The sequence below is a fragment of the Sinomicrobium weinanense genome (assembly GCF_018863395.1).
Classification (GTDB): domain Bacteria; phylum Bacteroidota; class Bacteroidia; order Flavobacteriales; family Flavobacteriaceae; genus Sinomicrobium; species Sinomicrobium weinanense.
The window spans coordinates 23,759-40,756 of sequence record NZ_JAHKRR010000003.1 but is presented as its reverse complement, the minus strand read 5'-3'; the positions used below and the strand labels follow the sequence as shown (position 1 = coordinate 40,756).

Here is a 16,998-nt window from a genome sequence, read left to right as displayed (position 1 = left end):
TACGAAATAAACTATTCTGCATCAAAGTATTCCCGGATAACGATCATCGTAAGGTTGTACAGGAACTCCATGATGAGTTCTGCTTCTTCCCTGTCTACGACAATACCCTCCTTCCGGAGGAGTTCCATGGCTTCCCCGATGGGCATTTTCTTTATTTCTTTTTTTCCGTGCATCCCTGCGATGTATCTGCTACATTAAAAATAGATGTAGAGATAGGGAGACTTGGGATTATGGCATCGAGGGGTCTTATTTGTCGTGTGTTGGCGATTATGGGAGATAACCCATGGATACTATTGACAAGGAAGGGAAGTCAAATCCCAATCTCAATCCCCTTTGGGTAGAGGATATATACTATGTGAACTATATTTTGACACTAAACGTTATTTATTGACAAAATATAGTTTGTTTTTTGTTGCAAAACAGTTTTTATGAACACCATAAACATCTGCTTTACCTTGCAACAACCATTATAATGAAGTTTTGATTGATCTAACCCAGCTTGTGAAGCATATTGAAAGGAGATATAAGTGCTCCAAAGGTTCTATCCTTTGCCGATTGCCATTATCTTATCTGTCTTTTCCTAAATATTTTGCTTCAAATTCTTCTGTTAACTTGATAATCCTTTGACATAACACTGCCATCTGCGCGGTCTGTTTTTCCAGTCTGTATAGATAAGCGGCAGCTTTCTTCTCGGAAAAATTGCGATAAAGTAATTTTACGATCTGGTTATAGTTTACGCCTACGGCACGGAACTGGCCATACAAAGTGGTGAGCCGCATGTAATAATCCATGGCCGCCTTGTCGATTTTCACGGTCTTTACCGTTTTTTGGAAGATACAGGCCGTAATAAAATGAGCTTTAACTTTCATACCCGACTTTTCAAAAAGTGATAGAAAACGGGCGTTGTCCGCCGCGTTGAGCGATATGGAATAGCGGTAAACCGCAGGGTCATTTTTGGGTTTTCGCCCGCCTTTCCATAATCGTTTTCTTTTCTCATTGTTGTTTCTTTCGTCCATGATGTACCCATTTTTAAGTTCTACAAAATCCCGACTTCGGAGGGGTTTTCAGCCCCTTGCAAGGGCAAGTTGTTTTGCGCTGCGGAATGCAATTCGAGCAGCTCAAAACACAACTTGCTGCGTTCCGGTGAACACAAAAATCCGCCCTTCGGTACGGATAGAATTTAGCTAAGATGGTTAGCCCGAAGCTACCCCCTACCCCTGAAAACCCGAAAAATCCTTAAAACAAAGTAAAGGACAGATGATGGAAGGACTATACTGTTGGACGTGGCCAAACAGTGCTACAGGAAGCCATAACAGGACAACTTGGCAAAAAACGGTATATAGATATCTACATGCCGATGTATAGATGATTAAATTTATTTAGGTATGCACGGCTGTGCATGTGTAGCTACGTAGTTACGGTAATAGAATGGATATATAAAGATGTTGTCTATGCAAAATAGTATTAGTTCAGGTAAGATATGGGGCTTTTGGGACAGGGCTTTCCCTTTGATATGGGCAAAAGGTAAACAGGGGGGTGACCTTAGTAAGGAGGGCGTTTGGATTGAAATATGGATAACGCAATAGTTAGTGAGCTATAAAAATATTTTTATAGCTCATGTTTAATATGTATATTGAGCTATAATATAAATAATATAGCCCATGGCATGGAATTGGCAACATAAAAACTGGCCGGATTTTACCTATGATACAACCCTTTTAACGGCTTATGAGAAAGATTTTTTGCATAATGCAGGAATGTTGTACGGCAGTCTTAAACACGTAAGTAGTAAAGATCAGGATGTATTGAAAGTTATGCTGATTAGTGATGAAGCATATAAAACCTCTGAAATAGAAGGGGAGCTGCTCAACAGGGATTCGTTGCAATCTTCCATTCGAAAACATTTTGGACTAAAAGGGGATGTACGTCGGATTTCACCGGCTGAGCAAGGAATTTCTGAAATGATGATTGATCTGTATAAAAATTATCATACCCCTTTATCCCATGAGCAATTATGCCAATGGCATGCCATGTTAGCCAAAGGGCGTCGTGATCTGCTGGACATAGGAAGCTATAGGACCCATGACGATGCAATGCAAATTGTATCCGGCCCTATGAATCGTCCGAGAATCCATTATGAGGCTCCGCCTTCACATCAGGTGAAAAAAGAGATGGACCTTTTCATTTCATGGTTCAATAGTACCGAAAGCCTCGATCCACTTACCCGGGCGGGGATTGCCCATCTCTATTTTGAAAGTATTCACCCATTTGAGGATGGGAATGGGAGAATAGGCCGTGCTGTTTCGGAAAAAGCATTATCCCAAAGTTTGCAAAGACCTACACTTATTGCAATTTCCCATACCATTGAACACGACAAAAAGAAGTATTATGAAGCGCTTCATCAAAACAGTACCAGGCTGGATATTACGGAATGGTTGGTGTATTTCTGTAAAATGGTTCTTCAGGCCCAGAACTATACACAGGGCAGGATAAACTTTCTTATCGAAAAAGCAGGGTTTTATCAGCGTTTTGAGGCCAAGTTAAACGAAAGACAGCAAAAAGTAGTGGCGCGGATCTTTAAAGAGGGGATTCATGGATTTCAGGGAGGATTAAGTGCTGATAATTACAGGCGTATTACTAAAACTACGGCTTCCACCGCAACACGTGATCTGCAAAAGTTAGTAGAGCTGGAGGCTTTTATAAGAACAGGTGAGCGGAAGGGGACAAGGTACTATTTGAATATAGATTATCCTGGTGGTCTTTTATAATGTAAACAAAAGGTAGTGTCCTGACCTAAGTGTTTTTATTTGAGAAATATCGGATCATTGAAGAAATCTTTTAGAGTAATGCCAAGTAATTTACAGAATTTCTCCACTGTATAAATAGTAACTCCCCGTCCTTTTGGTTTACCCGTTTTTGGATCAACGACTATCAGGCTTTCCCATCGGCTTACTATTTGTCGGTCAATATTGTACTTATTGGCGAAATCTATTTGTTTAACTCCGGTGCTTTGAATGCGGAGTTGTTTAATTCTCTTGGCTATTTTATTAGCTAAAATTATATCCTCTTTTGAAAGTTCTGCCATACTGCAATTTTGGAAATAATAATTTTATTTTTGTAATCCATTTGGATGACAAAACGTTTTTGTATATATTTGTTCAACGTTACATATATTTGCGACACTTCTTATAGAAAAATATTAGAAGCTATTCGCTTAGAGTCTCGGATGAAAAACTGGTAATTTTTTATGTACGCGAGATGATAAGTGATAAAGCTCACGACCCGGGCGTGGGCTCACTTATTCGTGTACAGGTATACCAGTACCTTCATCCGGTAAGTTGAGTTCCACGCCTATTTTTTTGTTACTCTACTTCTCTTTAGCAAAAAGCTATCTACAAAAACCTTTTGGAGTTTTCGCACATTAAAGCATAACGGGGCAGTTTTGTCCTGTTATTTTGGGGTAGTAGGAAAGGAAGAGGGACGCCTTTTCCTTTCTTTTAAATACTCCACTTATCCATCTACTACCTCTACACCTTTTCATTAATCTTAAAATCGCTCGTCAATGAAGAGTACAGAGGTCAAAAATTTGATAGACAGCCAGGAACCCATCGCTATCGTGAGGTACTTTGAATGGGCCATCTTTTCGAAAAGCTATGCTAATTCCAGGTATTTGCTACTACGAATGAATAGAAAGCGAAACAAGATCAAAGAAGTACGTGTCCCCGATGATGTGATTTCCTTTTTAGTTTCCAGACTGGATAACTTCAAAAAAGTATGCTCTGAGGAAGGCAATACAGTATGGGAGCGCATGGCTTTCCGGGAAAAGGTAAAAGAGTTCGTCCCGGAATCGAAGATAGCCCGACTGATAGATAAATGATCTATTAACCATAACTACAAAAGCTCACGCCCGGGGATTCGGTAATTTTAAAGTGTAGGCCACGGGTTTGGAAGAACAACAACTCGTGGCTTGCCCCGAATTCAAAAATGCACCCGGCCAATCAGGTGTGGCGTGCACTATCGATAAATGGAATGTCTGGAAGAGATTTTGAAAGAATATCATAGGAGTTTCAGACGATTATTGACTATGTGTAAAAATTACTACGATAATGATATTAATACAAGCACCGAACACCTTAAAGCAACAGATTGGCTTCGCTTGCCTTATATCTGCTTCCTGTTTGGTATGATAGCAGGTGTTTTGGTCATGGCTGTCCTGGCCATGATCTTTATTTAATCTTCTCCTTTTCAGGTTTTCTGCGGACCGATTCCTGGCTTCTGTTTTTTATGGAGGCCGGGATTTTTTTGATATTACGGAAAGCCGTAAAATTTATTTTGATAATGGCTATATATTGGTCGGAGGAAGAGATGTTTTAAAGTTTGATATACAAAATAATTAACGATATATAAAATAATGAATATATCAAAGTTTTCTAAAACCATGTGAATATTGATGTTTTATAAGATTAAATACTTTCAAGTAAACTGAAGTCGTGAATTGTGTATATTTGAGTGTTGTGGTTAATACCGAAGAAACTAAATGAGTATAATTGATAATTTCATAACACAATACGAAAAGGAATATGATTTCTATAGACAACTTGCACGTCTTGGACACGATGTATTAGAAACTGAAATTATAAATAGAGGTTTAAAAGCCATCATTTCAAATCGAGCTAAAAGAATCGACAGACTTAAGGAAAAAGTCGTACAGCGTAACCAAAAGAAAAACTACAAATCGAAACGAGCAATTGAAAAAGATATAGTTGATTTGGCTGGAATAAGAGTGGCTCTATATTTCCCGTCTGACAGAGAAGTTGTTGGGCAAGTTATCGAAGAGTTATTTGATATTGAAGAAACCAAAACATTTCCTGAAAATCCACATAAGCCAAAGCATAATAAGCGGTTTTCAGGTTATTGGGCAACTCATTATCGTGTGAGACTAAAAAAATCTGACGAAGTTGAGAAAAGATTCACTAATACCGTTTTTGAAATACAAGTAGCAAGTGTTTTAATGCACGCTTGGTCTGAAGTTGAACATGATTTAGTCTACAAACCGTTTTCTGGAAATCTGACCGAAGAAGAGCTGTCAATATTAGACGAAATAAATGGTTTAGTATTAACTGGAGAAATTGCATTGGAAAGACTACAGAAAGCAATTACTGAAAGAACTACAAAACAAGCTGAAATAACCGATAAGTATGATTTAACAAATTTGATTTTCTCTAATTATAAAAACAATTTTAAGAAAATTAATTTCGGTAATACAGAATACTTAAATAATTATTTAAAAGCGATTGACAAAATTGACACTAACCAAATACAAGAAGCAATTAGTAAAATTAATCTCAATATAAACGAGACCTTTTCCGACCAACTTTTTCAAAATATTATTGCACTCAACGAAAAAAATGATAATCTGAAAAAATATTTTAGTCAAATAACAACTGACAAAAAGAAGGTTTCTGGATTTGAATTATTTACAAAAACTTGGATTGTGTTTGAAAAAGTGATAGCTCAATTAAATCATGAAAATGGAAACAAGAATCGTAAAAATTTCATTCCAAATTTAGATATAGTTGGAGAAGTTTCTCATTTAACTCAAAAAGAAAAAAACCAAATACATCGATTAAGAAAAATACGAAATCAAATGCTTCACGGTTACGAATCGTTTTCAAACGAACAACTTGAGAAATATTACAAAGACTTAAAAGCAATTGTTGCGAAATGTATTTTAGCAATACAAGACGAAAATATTAGACTTAAATTAACCAATGAACTGAAATAAAGTACTAACCTAACCACAACACCGGTAACTGTTGCACAACCCACTAATTTCCTGGCTTTGCCCGGTTTGACACTAATACGGGCATCGGGATCGGTAGGACTGTAATGGGTTTTGTTACTGGTATACCTCGCTCCTTTATTACCAGCTCCGGGACGCCCATCCTGTTCCTTTGCCCACTTGATATTTCTGCTGTTAATATCCTACAATTCTTTTTTACTGGCCGACAGAGTTTGCTGCTCTCTATCTGCTTTGTTCGCTTTGGCCTGACGTAATGGTTTATCTTTGTCGTGTTTACTGATATGGCGCACTTTTCGAAGATGCGACTCTAACTCTTCTTCAGGTACTTTCAGTTCCAGGCTGTCCATTGAAGCATTGGCTTTTACAGGCGCACTGTCAATAGCTTGGGTGTGGCCGCTGACCATCCCGGCTGATACACATAGTTCAAATACCTTGGTGAAAACTTCTTCAAACACGGCTTCAGGAAACAATTGTCGGGTGCGGCTGATGGTCGAGTGCTAGGGAAGATCCCCATCGATATCATAGTCCAAAAAGAACAAAATGTCCAAACGCATACTGCGATGCGTTATAAGCTGACGGTCGCTGGTAATGTTTTCTAAATAGCCCACCAGACAGAGTTTAAAGAACACTACCGGATCGATGCTCTTTTGTCCACTGCTGCCATAATATTGTTTGGTAAGTGGATATAAATAATTTAAATCCAATACTTCTTTTAACCGACGGTAGAAATTGTCTTTGGGTACCCGATCACTTAACTGAAATTGATTGAAAAGCTTTTCCTGATACTGTTTTTTACTTTGCATACTCCAAGATACCTTGCTTAGATAAGGATAATATCAACCCTATATCATTTTTTTGCTAACTTGTGCAACAGCAGGCACAATGGTTATAAGTAATTGCTTGTTCTGGCCTACTTCTAAAAATCCTCGCTGATTTTTCAGTTTGGAGTATACTTTCAAAGTTTAATACTAACCCATGCAACTACTCATAGTCGAGAATCGTTAGCTGCAAGGCAAAAAAACTTAAAATGAGTAAAAATTCTAATCTTGAAATTTCTCTTTTCGAAACAATAACTGATAAATCTTTGAATTTGGGTGTCGATATAGCCGAACTAACGATTGACCAATTCATTGAAAATGATCTTCTTAAAGAAATTCCATTCTTTTCCATCTTTTATAAAAGCATAAAAACTGTGCAGGGTATAAGAGATGCTCTATTTGCGATGAAAGTTTATAAGTTCATCAAAGAGTTTGAGCAAATAAAACCAAAAGACAAAGAAGAGTTTCTTGAGAAAATCACTTCAGACAGAAAAGAAAAAACCAAAATTGGGCAGACTTTGATAATGATTCTTGACAAAATAGATGAACTCGATAAAACCCATTTCATTGCGAATATTTTTGCTGCATACTTGAAGACGGAAATTTCAAAATCTGAGCTTACACAATTTTGCTCAATTATAGAAAAAGCATTTATCGATGACTTATTGCTATTTTCCAAAATGGAGAAAAACGATGATTTACCGAAAGAAATCCAAGCAAACCTTAGTTCGCTTGGACTTATGACACCAATTATCATGGATATAAAGTCAATGTATGGCGACTCGGTAATCATAGACGATAATAATAAGAACATGCTGGTTTATGTGATTAGTAAAATGGGGATGAAAATGAGAAAGCACATATTAAAATAAAACCCAGTAGCTACTATTATTCATGACCGCTTTTAAGGCGGTTTTGTTTTTTTGACAATTAGATAAAATCTTGCAAAACTGAAACTACCTATTTGTGCCAAATTGGATAAGGCTATATAACCCCCACGTTTCTCCCAAACCACTGAGTGATGCCTCCTGTTTTCTTCCCGCCCTGCCACTCTTAAAAAACATTTCCCAAAAGAAAAAAAGAGGAAAAAAAGAAAGCGAAGCAGAAGTGCCCAGCAAGGAAACGGAGAGCTATAAGTCCCGGAGGGTGACGGGTGGCACACCCGTCATTATGCGCTCGGAGTTGACGGCGGGCACTACCTTTGCTGCGCTTTTTCTCCTCTTGTGTTGGGAAATGTTCTCTCTACTCTAATAATATAGATAATCCACCAAGCGGTATTGCGGAAAATTTTTGGAATGATTATAGGTGTATCGTAAAGCATTTATAGAACCTCGACTTCCGGATTTAACCCCGCCAATCGCTCCAAATCTTCAACAAAATATTTCGAGATTTGTTCGGTGTCGGCTACGTAACAGGAAAAGTGATTAAAATGGTCGCTTTTCCTGTTTTTATTTTCATCTAATCCATTGCCTGCCTTGAAGATATGGCAGGAAGCCACATTCATTCGGGTGGTTCGATAACTTTTTCCGTCAGATTCCGGTTTTTCCGGGATTTCGATAAAGTCTATAGACTGTTATTGCACGTATTGCAGGGCGTGGAGGACAAGAGGAAATCGACGAAATCTACTTTCTTACCCGATGATGCATTGACCTTATGTTGCATATCCGTTTCCCCGGGATCCCAAACCTGCCGGATGGTTTAACGTATTATAACAGGTTGTCCCCCGGTAGCCCGGTTGGGCGATGATTGTCTTATCTTCCGGATATCGGGCCATATTCTACTTTAATGTTGAACATCAGAATTTGCAGGGGTAACATGCTGTAATCCGTCCGAATACGAACAGAAAGTGTCCGGTGCCGAACACTTTTGCCCCGGTGTTTTTAATATATGTTGCAAAAAATCAGATATTTATACCTTTGGCGTAGTTCATGTTCAGTATTTTGGGCAAGACCATGGGAATAGGGCGGAGTGTGGCCATGGGCAGAAGCAAAGCAGAACCCATGAACCAACTTGCGGAATACCGGAACTCGACCATTGAACACTAAAAAATATGATCAGGAATTATTTAAGTACATTATTCCGGAACTTTGCTAAAAGCAAGACCTATTCGTTGATCAACGTGACTGGATTATCCGTGGGCATGGCGGCTGCCTTGTTGATTATCCTTTGGATCCGGAATGAGCTGGGCATGGAGCGGTTTCACGAAAAGGAAGACCGTATTTATGCCATGTACAACCGCGATGCCGATTCCGAAGGCAACCGCTGGGCATGGAACAATACCCCAAAAATACTGGCCCCCACCCTGAAAGCAGACTATCCTGAGGTGGAGGATGCCGTTCGGTTCAACAACATCACGTTCCTATTTACGGTTGGGGATAAAAACCTGAATGCCAGAGGTGCCTTTACGGATAGTGGTTTTTTCAACGTCTTCAGTTTTCCATTGATACGAGGAAATGCCTCCGCAGCATTGGCAGACGGGCACGGTATTGTCCTGACCGAGCAATTCGCTAAAACCCTCTTTGGCAATACCGATGCCATGGGCAAGACCATCCGCATTGATGGCAACCGAAACGTCACGGTAACCGGTATCCTGAAAGACCTGCCGAACAATACGTTATTGGCGTTCGATTACCTGCTCCCCTGGGAACATATGGACAGGTTGGGCTGGAACGATACGTTTTGGGGCAACAACTCGGTCAAAACGTATACGCTGCTGAAACCGGGAGCAAGCCAGGCGGCTTTTGACCGGAAAATAAGGACCATCACGATAGACCATACGAAAGAGACGGCAAACGCATCCACAACCGAGGTGTTTACGCAGCCACTGAGCCGCTATTACCTGTACAACAAGTCGGAAGACGGCAGATTGGTAGCGGGAAACCTGGTCACCGTAAGGCTATTTATAGTGCTTGCTGCATTCATTTTGCTGATCGCGTGTATCAACTTCATGAACCTGAGCACCGCACGGAGCGAACGGCGTGCGAAGGAAGTGGGGATCCGGAAGGTCGTCGGTGTGAGCAAAACCCTGTTAATTACCCAATTTCTTATCGAAAGCATCCTGTTGAGTATCTTTTCGTTCTTTATAGCGCTGCTGATCGTTCAATTGAGTTTGGGTGGTTTCAACCAGTTGGTCGGGAAAGAATTGTTCGTTCCATATGGTAACCCGCTTTTCTGGCTGTCTGCTCTTGGGTTTATCCTGCTCACCGGTCTGGTTGCGGGCAGCTATCCGGCCTTTTACCTCTCCTCATTCAACCCGGTAAGTGTACTCAAAGGGACCTTCAAGAAGGAAAATGCCCTGATCGCTCCGCGGAAAATATTGGTCACCATACAGTTTACCTTTGCCAGTATCCTCATTATCGCTACCATCATCGTTTACCGACAGATCCAATACGGGCTGAACCGGGATGCCGGGTACAACCGTAATAACCTGGTATACCTCTTTTTTCAAGGGGATATGGAGAAGAATTATACTTCCATTAAAAACGAATTACTAGCAAGCAATGCCACAACATCCGTTTCCCTTTCGGCCAATCCCATTACCCAGCAGTGGAGCGACAGTTGGGGATTCCATTGGGAAGGTAGCACGAAAGCTGATGAGAAAATTGACTTTGTACGGTTGGGCACGGATGCCGGTTTCACTGAGACCTTCGGCATCGAATTGGTTGAAGGCCGCGATATCGATGTGTACAAATATCCCACCGACAGTATGGCAATCCTCTTGAATGAGGCTGCTGTGAAAGCCATGCGACTTAAGGATCCCATCGGAACGCGTATGAAATGGGTGGGGACCACCGAGTACTTCCATGTGGTTGGGGTCATTAAGGATTTCATCCTGCAGTCACCTTTCGAGCGAACCATCAGCCCGATGATGATAAACGGGCCCGCCGGGTACTCGCCGAACATCCTGCACGTAAAGCTGAACCCGGATAACAGCACAACCGACAACCTCGCCCGGATGGAAAGGATTTTCAAAGTATACAATCCGCAATACCCGTTTGAATATGTGTTTGCCGATGAAAATTATGCACTGAAATTCAGGAATGCCGAGCGTTCGGGAAAGCTGGCCGGACTGTTTGCCATACTTACCATTGTAATCTCGTGCCTGGGCCTGTTCGGGTTAGCGGCTTACATGGCAGAGAGCCGCACCAAAGAAATCGGGGTACGGAAGGTGCTTGGCGCATCGGTATGGAGCGTTACACGGCTATTGTCCAGGGATTTTCTGAAACTGGTAATGTTATCTTTTGTCATCGCTTCCCCTATCGCCTGGTATGCTATGAACAAGTGGTTAGTCAGCTATTCGTACCGAATCGGTATCGAATGGTGGGTATTTGCCCTGACGGGAGGGCTGGCGGCGTTGATAGCCATCTTAACGGTGAGTTGGCAAGCCATCAGGGCGGCAGTGGCCAATCCGGCGGATAGTTTGAGGGATGAATAAAGTGATCGGGAGTGTACGGCAACCGGCAGATAGTCCGGGATGTGCTTTTGTTATGATGGTACCGTGTTTCAAATGTTCATAATCTCCATTCCGGAGTTTTGGCAGCAGCTATTGGCGCATATATTTCCGGTTACAGCCAGACAGTGCGCTCTGCGAAAATCTGCGCCATCTGCGGGAAATACCCGTTAAACATATGGAAAATCAAATGGGTATTGTTTTGTCATGTACTTTAAAAAACGGTTCAAATCGACCGGCGAATGGCTGATGACCGGTGGCCGAATACCGGATAACCGGTCAGGCGGTCTGCAGTATTTCTTTTATCCTGTTAGCTACTATATTTACCTGTTCCGGTTTTAACAGGGCCACACCGACATTCAGTATTTCTTTATCATTTCTGGTGGCCAGGCTGGTCATGATACTCGGTTGTCCGCTTTTGAGTTTTTCATAGATTTCTTTCGGGCTTATTTTTATCTTGTCCTCTTCCCAGAAGACATCCAGTGCGGGCAATACATTTGCAGGGCCGGCCGGTACATGTACCTGTGTGGTGAGCCCGGGAACATCTTCTATAATATTCCTGATGGAAGATATCCTGTTGAGCCAGTCCTGCCATTCTTTTTTATGGTCTCTTTCCAGGTATGCTTTTAAAGCGGCATACATGCCAAAGATCTCTTCTTTGTTGACCTTCATGGGCCTTCCTATGGGAGCTTCGTGGGGGCTGTGGTTTAATTTTGCGGCTTCGATAAGGTCTTTTCTGCCGAAAAGCAGTCCGGCGCTTTGCGGGCCCCGGATCATTTTACCCCCGGAAAATGTTACGAGGTCAAATCCCATTTTCTGATACTTGAATAAGTTTTCTACGGGAGGCACATCTGCAGCGGCATCGATAAATGACGGGATGTTATGGCGTTTGGAAATAGCGATAAATTCTTCATGGCCAATACTGTCTTTTCCGCCATACCACGATACTGCGGCATTAAAGAAGAGGGTCATGACCGTTCTTTCATTGATCGCTTTTTCCATTTCTTCTGCATTTTCTACTTCGACGATCTTTGCCCCTGTGGTAGTGATGGCCTGGTCAAAAACATAGCGGTGTTTTTTTTGCATGATCACTTCCGGCCGGGGCCCGGGGAGATTGGGGATCTGCTTACGTTTGTTTTCATCCGTTCCGGTTATGGCCGCAGCGGTCCCCAAAACGAGTGCACAGGCGGCACCGGAAGTTACCATGGCAGCTTCACAATGCAACATCTCTGCAATTTTCGCTCCTGCCTTATCCTGCAATTCGTGCATATTGGCAAAGTCGTGGGCGGTGGCCGTAAGGGCCTCCAGGACTTCGGGCAACATTAAAGAACCGGATAAATAGGTCATTGTGGCTGCGGCGTTAATGACACGTGTAACGCCCAGTTCTTCAAAATAGTCGGGGGTATCGGGCCGGGGAGTTTTTTGGGCTGCAAACAGCAGGCCCGGGGAGAGTAGTCCTCCTGTTATACTTCCCATCAGGGGGAATAATGGCAGTCCTTTTATGAGGTCTCTTCGTTTCATTTAGTTCGGTTTTGGTTGTGGTGTATTATAAGGTTCTCTTTTTCAAATATCCGAAAAGATTTTTTTGGGGTTAGCGGGCGCCTGCTGTATTCCACAACGGGCTGGACAACCCGTTGAGGTCATATACCACCTTCCCGGCCCTCAGGGTCATTTCGCATTGCAGTTTTTGAGTGCCTTTCATCTTGTTGCCTGCACTATCTACAAAACCGAAGTCCCCTTTTAACACGGACAAAACGGCAATATCTGCGGCGCTCCCTTTGCTGAGGCTTCCCAATTCTTCACGGTGGATCACCTGGGCGGGTTTCCAGCTTGAGGCCTTAATGACATCGGGAAGGGGCATGCCGAGATTCAGGAATTTGGACATGACGTTCAGCAGGTCTTTCATCCCTGCGTTCATACTCTCCGTATGCAGGTCTGTACTGATGGCATCCGGAAAGAACCCTTTTTTTACAGCGGGCACGGCCTGGGAAAATTCAAAGCTGCCCCCGCCGTGGCCCACGTCAAAGACAATGCCCCTGGCCCTTGCTTTGGTGGCATAATCGTAAAGTTCCCCGGTTTCGGGGTTGATAAGGGTCATACGGACATCGGCAAGGTTGGCATACATATGGGTAAAAATATCGCCGGGGCGCAATTCTTCCAGTAATAACCTGGTGAGGGAGAGCGGTGGTTCATGGCCTCCGAAATCTATCATTACGGGAGTATTGGTTAGTTTTCCGGCCGCTACGGCACGTTCAATAGGGGCCCACTCTGCCCCGGAATAATGTGCTACTTTTATGCCCACCAATTCCGGATGCTGTGCAATGGTCATGGCGGTCATTTTTGCATTCATGTCCCGGAGGTCCTGTTCCCACACACCGCCGCGCATACCTTCGCCCACAATATTCAAAAAGGCGAGGACCCTTGTTTTGGAATGGTCGATGGTCTGTTTTTTGAATTTCTCAAAACTCTTCCATCCCGGACTTCCGGCATCGACCACCGTAGTGACTCCCGAACGGAAGGTAAAGGCATCCGGTTGTACGGCATAAAAACCGTTACAGAGGTAGTGATCTTCTTCGGTGCCAAAAAAATGGTGGCTGTGGAGGTCTATAAGGCCGGGAGTGACATACAGGCCTTTTACGGAAATGACTTTCCGGGCATCTCCCGGGTCCAGGTGGTCAGATATGGCCACAATGGTATCATTGGCAATGGCTATATCCATTACTTTTTCGTGTATCTTGTTTTTCGGGTCTATCACTGTGCCCCCCTGGAGTAAGAGGTCATATTTCTGGGCAATGGCATGGCATAGGGGAAATAAGATACATATGATGAGGCTGAGGGTTATTTTTCTTTTTTGCATTACATACTTTTTTGATGTAGGATTTCGGATAGCCTGGAAGCGACAATGCGTTCCTGGCCGGGTTTTAGCATCCAGGTGGTAATACTGACCGAGTTTTTGCCGCCTCCTGCAATTTCTATGGAAGGATGTCCCTTCCGCATTTCTTCTTTCAATTGATCTCCGGAGATCTTTACCTGTTTCGTGTTCCATGAAAGGTTCAGGGTAGGCACCACATTGGCCAGAACAGGCACATCTATTTTGGCCTTGAGCCCGGGGATATCGTCAACTCCTTTTTTTATGAGATTGACCTGGTTTTCCCATAGGGCCCAATCCTTTTTATGGTCGCGCTTCAGATAGCTTTCAATGGCTACCATCATGGCTACGATCTCTTCCTTGTTGACCTTCATGCCCCTGCCAACGGTATTTGCCCTTGGCGGGGCGCTTACCCTGGCAGCCTCGATATACTTCTTTTTACCTAACAGTACCCCGGCACTCTGTGGGCCACGAAGGCCTTTTCCCCCGGAAAAACAGACCATATCAAATCCCATGTCGGTGTATTTCGAAAGGCTTTCTGCAGGAGGTGCATCGGCTGCACAGTCTATCATTGTCGGGATCTTGTGTGCCTGGCAAACTTCGAGGACATCCTCCCACTGGATCTGTCCTTCGTAATTCAGGAAATTCACGAAATAGTACATGGCCGTATTCCTGTTGATGGCCTTTTTCAGTTCGTCTTTGGTGTCTACATATACAATTTTTACCCCGCAGTTTTCCATGGCATGAGCGTAATCTATATAATGCTTGCGCTGCATAATGACTTCGGTCTTCATACCGGTGCCTTGCAGGTGGGGCAACTTTTTCGCTTTTTCCGGGTCTGTCCCGGTAAGCACCCCGGCCGTGCCTAAGGTGATGGCCGAAGACGCGCCCGAAGTTACCGTAGCTGCTTCGCACCCCAACAGGGATGCTATGCGTTCACCGACTTTGTCCTGGAGTTCATCGATATCGACAAAATCTTCGGAGGTCTCCAGGTATGCCTGTTTTACCTCATCGGTCATCAGGGAGCCTGTCATGGAAGTATAGGTGCCTGCCGCGTTGATAAATGTCCGGATTCCCAACTCCTGGAAATAATTACGGGTAGCAGGTGTGGTTGCGCCGGGCTGTATGAGCCGGGATGCCCCGGCCAGGTCAAAAGACATCAGGCCTCCCATGAGGGGGAGGGCCGATAATTGCTGTATGAGTCTGCGTCTGCTTATCATGGCTTTATGATTTCAGGGTCGCTATACAATCCATTTCCACGAGGGAATCTCCGGGAACGCCTCCGTAAACGGCCACTGTGGTCCGGACGGGAGGGTTTTTTCCGAATTTGCCCCGGTATACTTCATTCATGGCCTTATAATCGTGCAGGTCGGCGAGGTATACATTTACTTTTAAACCGAAAATTGAAGTTGCAATCTTGTGCAAAGCGCTTCTTCGATGTGTTTTCATAAGTATTGGTGTTTTTATTATTCGACATCCCACCAAACCCTTGTCGTAAAATTGTCTGCTCCCTGGAGTTCAATGGCTTCCCGGTAGCTTTCTGAATTTACGCTTATTTCGCTTGGTGGATAAGTTAATCTCCGCGGAATGGTTCCGTTAGTCAGATTCCCGGTGACATTTACCGGGGCCAATTTCGGATATCCCGTTCTTCTCCAGTTCGAATAGACTTCTATCTCATCGGGGAAAACGGATACCCAGAACTGGGTATGAATGGCTTCCATTTGTGCTTCGAAGGACGAGGGCAGGGGGTGATCTTCTATATAATTCCGGATCCTGTCGTTTGAAATGGCCGCTGCACTGCCGTAAAGCACGCCCATATTATTCATGGCATCGGTCACTGCTTTTTCGTAATAGGCAGACGGGTCTCCGGAAACCCATCCCCTGGCGGCACATTCGGCCAGCAACAGGTTCATTTCCGGGCTTCCTATAACCAGCAACGATGCGGTAAGAGAGAGGAACGTCCCTAAATTGGGCTCGGACAATGAGGCAAAATCGGCAGGCCTGTTTACCAGGCCATTGGGCATACCTTGTTGCATGGAGGCGGTAGTGTCCTGTATGCCATTGACCCAGACCGCGGCGATGGATGTTAAACGGGGGTCGTTGTTTTCTTTGAGGTGGCTGATAAAGGTCTCTGAAAATTTTCCGCCTTCGGTATTGCTCGTTCCCTGGTTGGCCTCGCTGTAATTATTATTGCGCAACTGGTAGGAAATGGGGTTTGAATTGATCTCCTGTCCGCCTACATATGCTATAATGGCATTGTCTGCGGCGTTCTCTATGACCCCTCCGGCAATAGCGGCCTGTGCCCAGGTCTGCGCAGAGGCGGCATCTACCTTGGTCATGCGCATCGCCAGGCGGAACATGAGGGAATAGGCGAATTTTTTCCATTTTCCGGTATCCCCTCCATAGATGAGGTCGCCGCTGCCAAAACTTTCCTTACTGTTGTCAAATTCATCAATTGAAGTTTGCAGGGTAGAAAGCATATGGGTATAGATGTCTTCCTGGGTGTCGTAGGCCGGGCTGTAATTGGCTTCCCCGTAGGCGGTAACGGCTTCGGTATAGGGGGCCATTCCGTACAGGTCCGTTATCCGGTGAAAAATATATACTTTCCAGATATTGGCTATGGCACGCATATTCACTTTGTCTGCATCATCTTCCAGAGCCTGGATGGTCTTTTGTATTTCATTGATCCCGTCAACATAGGCTCCGGAAAAGTAGGCATAGGGATATGTGCCGGAGGTATAGACGTATTTGTCGCCCAGGCCCGGGACTTCCAGATAGGTGGCAAAGTGTTGTACAAAACCGCCGCTGGAAAACTCATATGCAGCACTGGTGCTGTTATTGAGCGCATCGTAAAGGGATTTGCTGAACATGTATTCCGGTTCCACCTTCGTAGAAGCGTCCGGATTGGTGTTTTCTTCTTCAAAGCTCTTGTCGCACGACACCATAAGCAAGGGTGCACATACCAATAAGGCCAAAAGGTGTTTTGTATAAAGTGTTTTCATAGTGTTTGTTTTTGAGGTCCGAAGTCCGATGTCCGGTGTCCGAAGTATATTTACTT

Annotated in this window: 15 protein-coding genes and 1 pseudogene; 7 read left to right on the top strand and 9 right to left on the bottom strand. The window is 43.6% G+C overall.

Translation table 11 applies throughout. The annotated features are described in order from the left end of the window. Positions 1-11 precede the first annotated feature (11 nt). Positions 12-173 carry a hypothetical protein gene (locus KN811_RS09800; protein ID WP_187965944.1) on the bottom strand — a complete coding sequence of 54 codons (162 nt, stop codon included), beginning with the start codon at positions 171-173 and terminating at the stop codon, positions 12-14. Between the two features lie 393 nt (positions 174-566). Next, positions 567-1,016 (bottom strand): conjugal transfer protein MobA, encoded by a 450-nt coding sequence (gene mobA, locus KN811_RS09795; protein ID WP_187965945.1) that lies wholly within the window; start codon positions 1,014-1,016, stop codon positions 567-569. Positions 1,017-1,661: 645 nt separating this feature from the next. On the opposite strand from mobA, the gene KN811_RS09790 reads away from it, so the two are divergent. Then, positions 1,662-2,768: a Fic family protein gene (locus KN811_RS09790; protein WP_187965946.1), complete on the top strand. Its 1,107-nt coding sequence runs from the start codon at positions 1,662-1,664 to the stop codon at positions 2,766-2,768. 35 nt (positions 2,769-2,803) lie between these two features. Here KN811_RS09790 and KN811_RS09785 read toward each other — a convergent pair whose 3' ends face one another. Beyond that, positions 2,804-3,085: a helix-turn-helix domain-containing protein gene (locus tag KN811_RS09785; RefSeq protein WP_187965947.1), complete on the bottom strand. Its 282-nt coding sequence runs from the start codon at positions 3,083-3,085 to the stop codon at positions 2,804-2,806. Positions 3,086-3,562: 477 nt separating this feature from the next. Between KN811_RS09785 and KN811_RS09780 the strand changes: the two genes are divergently transcribed. From KN811_RS09780 to KN811_RS09770, 3 genes are all read left to right on the top strand, one after another. Continuing rightward, positions 3,563-3,877 (top strand): hypothetical protein, encoded by a 315-nt coding sequence (locus KN811_RS09780; RefSeq protein WP_187965948.1) that lies wholly within the window; start codon positions 3,563-3,565, stop codon positions 3,875-3,877. A 207-nt stretch (positions 3,878-4,084) separates the two neighbouring features. Next, positions 4,085-4,234 carry a hypothetical protein gene (locus KN811_RS09775; RefSeq protein WP_187965949.1) on the top strand — a complete coding sequence of 50 codons (150 nt, stop codon included), beginning with the start codon at positions 4,085-4,087 and terminating at the stop codon, positions 4,232-4,234. Positions 4,235-4,537: 303 nt separating this feature from the next. Then, the gene (locus tag KN811_RS09770) at positions 4,538-5,785 is read left to right on the top strand and encodes a GTP pyrophosphokinase (RefSeq protein WP_187965950.1); all 1,248 of its coding nucleotides are present in this window, start codon (positions 4,538-4,540) and stop codon (positions 5,783-5,785) included. 44 nt (positions 5,786-5,829) lie between these two features. Here KN811_RS09770 and KN811_RS22110 read toward each other — a convergent pair. Beyond that, positions 5,830-6,606: pseudogene (locus KN811_RS22110) on the bottom strand (transposase); the annotation flags it as partial. A 224-nt stretch (positions 6,607-6,830) separates the two neighbouring features. On the opposite strand from KN811_RS22110, the gene KN811_RS09760 reads away from it, so the two are divergent. The 3 genes from KN811_RS09760 (at position 6,831) to KN811_RS09750 (ending at position 11,056) form a co-directional block, all read left to right on the top strand. Then, positions 6,831-7,493, top strand: coding sequence for a hypothetical protein (locus KN811_RS09760; RefSeq protein WP_187965951.1), 663 nt, complete (start codon positions 6,831-6,833; stop codon positions 7,491-7,493). Between the two features lie 94 nt (positions 7,494-7,587). Beyond that, positions 7,588-7,872, top strand: a complete 285-nt coding sequence (locus KN811_RS09755) for a hypothetical protein (RefSeq protein ID WP_187965952.1) — start codon at positions 7,588-7,590, stop codon at positions 7,870-7,872. Between the two features lie 799 nt (positions 7,873-8,671). Continuing rightward, complete coding sequence (locus KN811_RS09750) at positions 8,672-11,056, top strand: ABC transporter permease (protein ID WP_187965953.1); 2,385 nt, start codon at positions 8,672-8,674, stop codon at positions 11,054-11,056. Positions 11,057-11,350: 294 nt separating this feature from the next. Here KN811_RS09750 and KN811_RS09745 read toward each other — a convergent pair whose 3' ends face one another. From KN811_RS09745 to KN811_RS09725, 5 genes are all read right to left on the bottom strand, one after another. Then, positions 11,351-12,592: an aminotransferase class V-fold PLP-dependent enzyme gene (locus tag KN811_RS09745; RefSeq protein ID WP_187965954.1), complete on the bottom strand. Its 1,242-nt coding sequence runs from the start codon at positions 12,590-12,592 to the stop codon at positions 11,351-11,353. 70 nt (positions 12,593-12,662) lie between these two features. After that, complete coding sequence (locus KN811_RS09740; protein ID WP_187965955.1) at positions 12,663-13,928, bottom strand: amidohydrolase/deacetylase family metallohydrolase; 1,266 nt, start codon at positions 13,926-13,928, stop codon at positions 12,663-12,665. Then, positions 13,928-15,160 (bottom strand): aminotransferase class V-fold PLP-dependent enzyme, encoded by a 1,233-nt coding sequence (locus KN811_RS09735; RefSeq protein ID WP_187965956.1) that lies wholly within the window; start codon positions 15,158-15,160, stop codon positions 13,928-13,930. Before KN811_RS09735 ends, KN811_RS09740 begins: the two co-directional genes overlap by 1 nt. 4 nt (positions 15,161-15,164) lie before the next feature. Beyond that, positions 15,165-15,389, bottom strand: a complete 225-nt coding sequence (locus KN811_RS09730; RefSeq protein ID WP_247716457.1) for a RidA family protein — start codon at positions 15,387-15,389, stop codon at positions 15,165-15,167. A gap of 17 nt (positions 15,390-15,406) precedes the next feature. Continuing rightward, a complete protein-coding gene (locus KN811_RS09725; protein ID WP_216334798.1) occupies positions 15,407-16,942 on the bottom strand; it encodes a SusD/RagB family nutrient-binding outer membrane lipoprotein in 1,536 nt (511 codons plus the stop codon). Between the last annotated feature and the right edge of the window lie 56 nt (positions 16,943-16,998).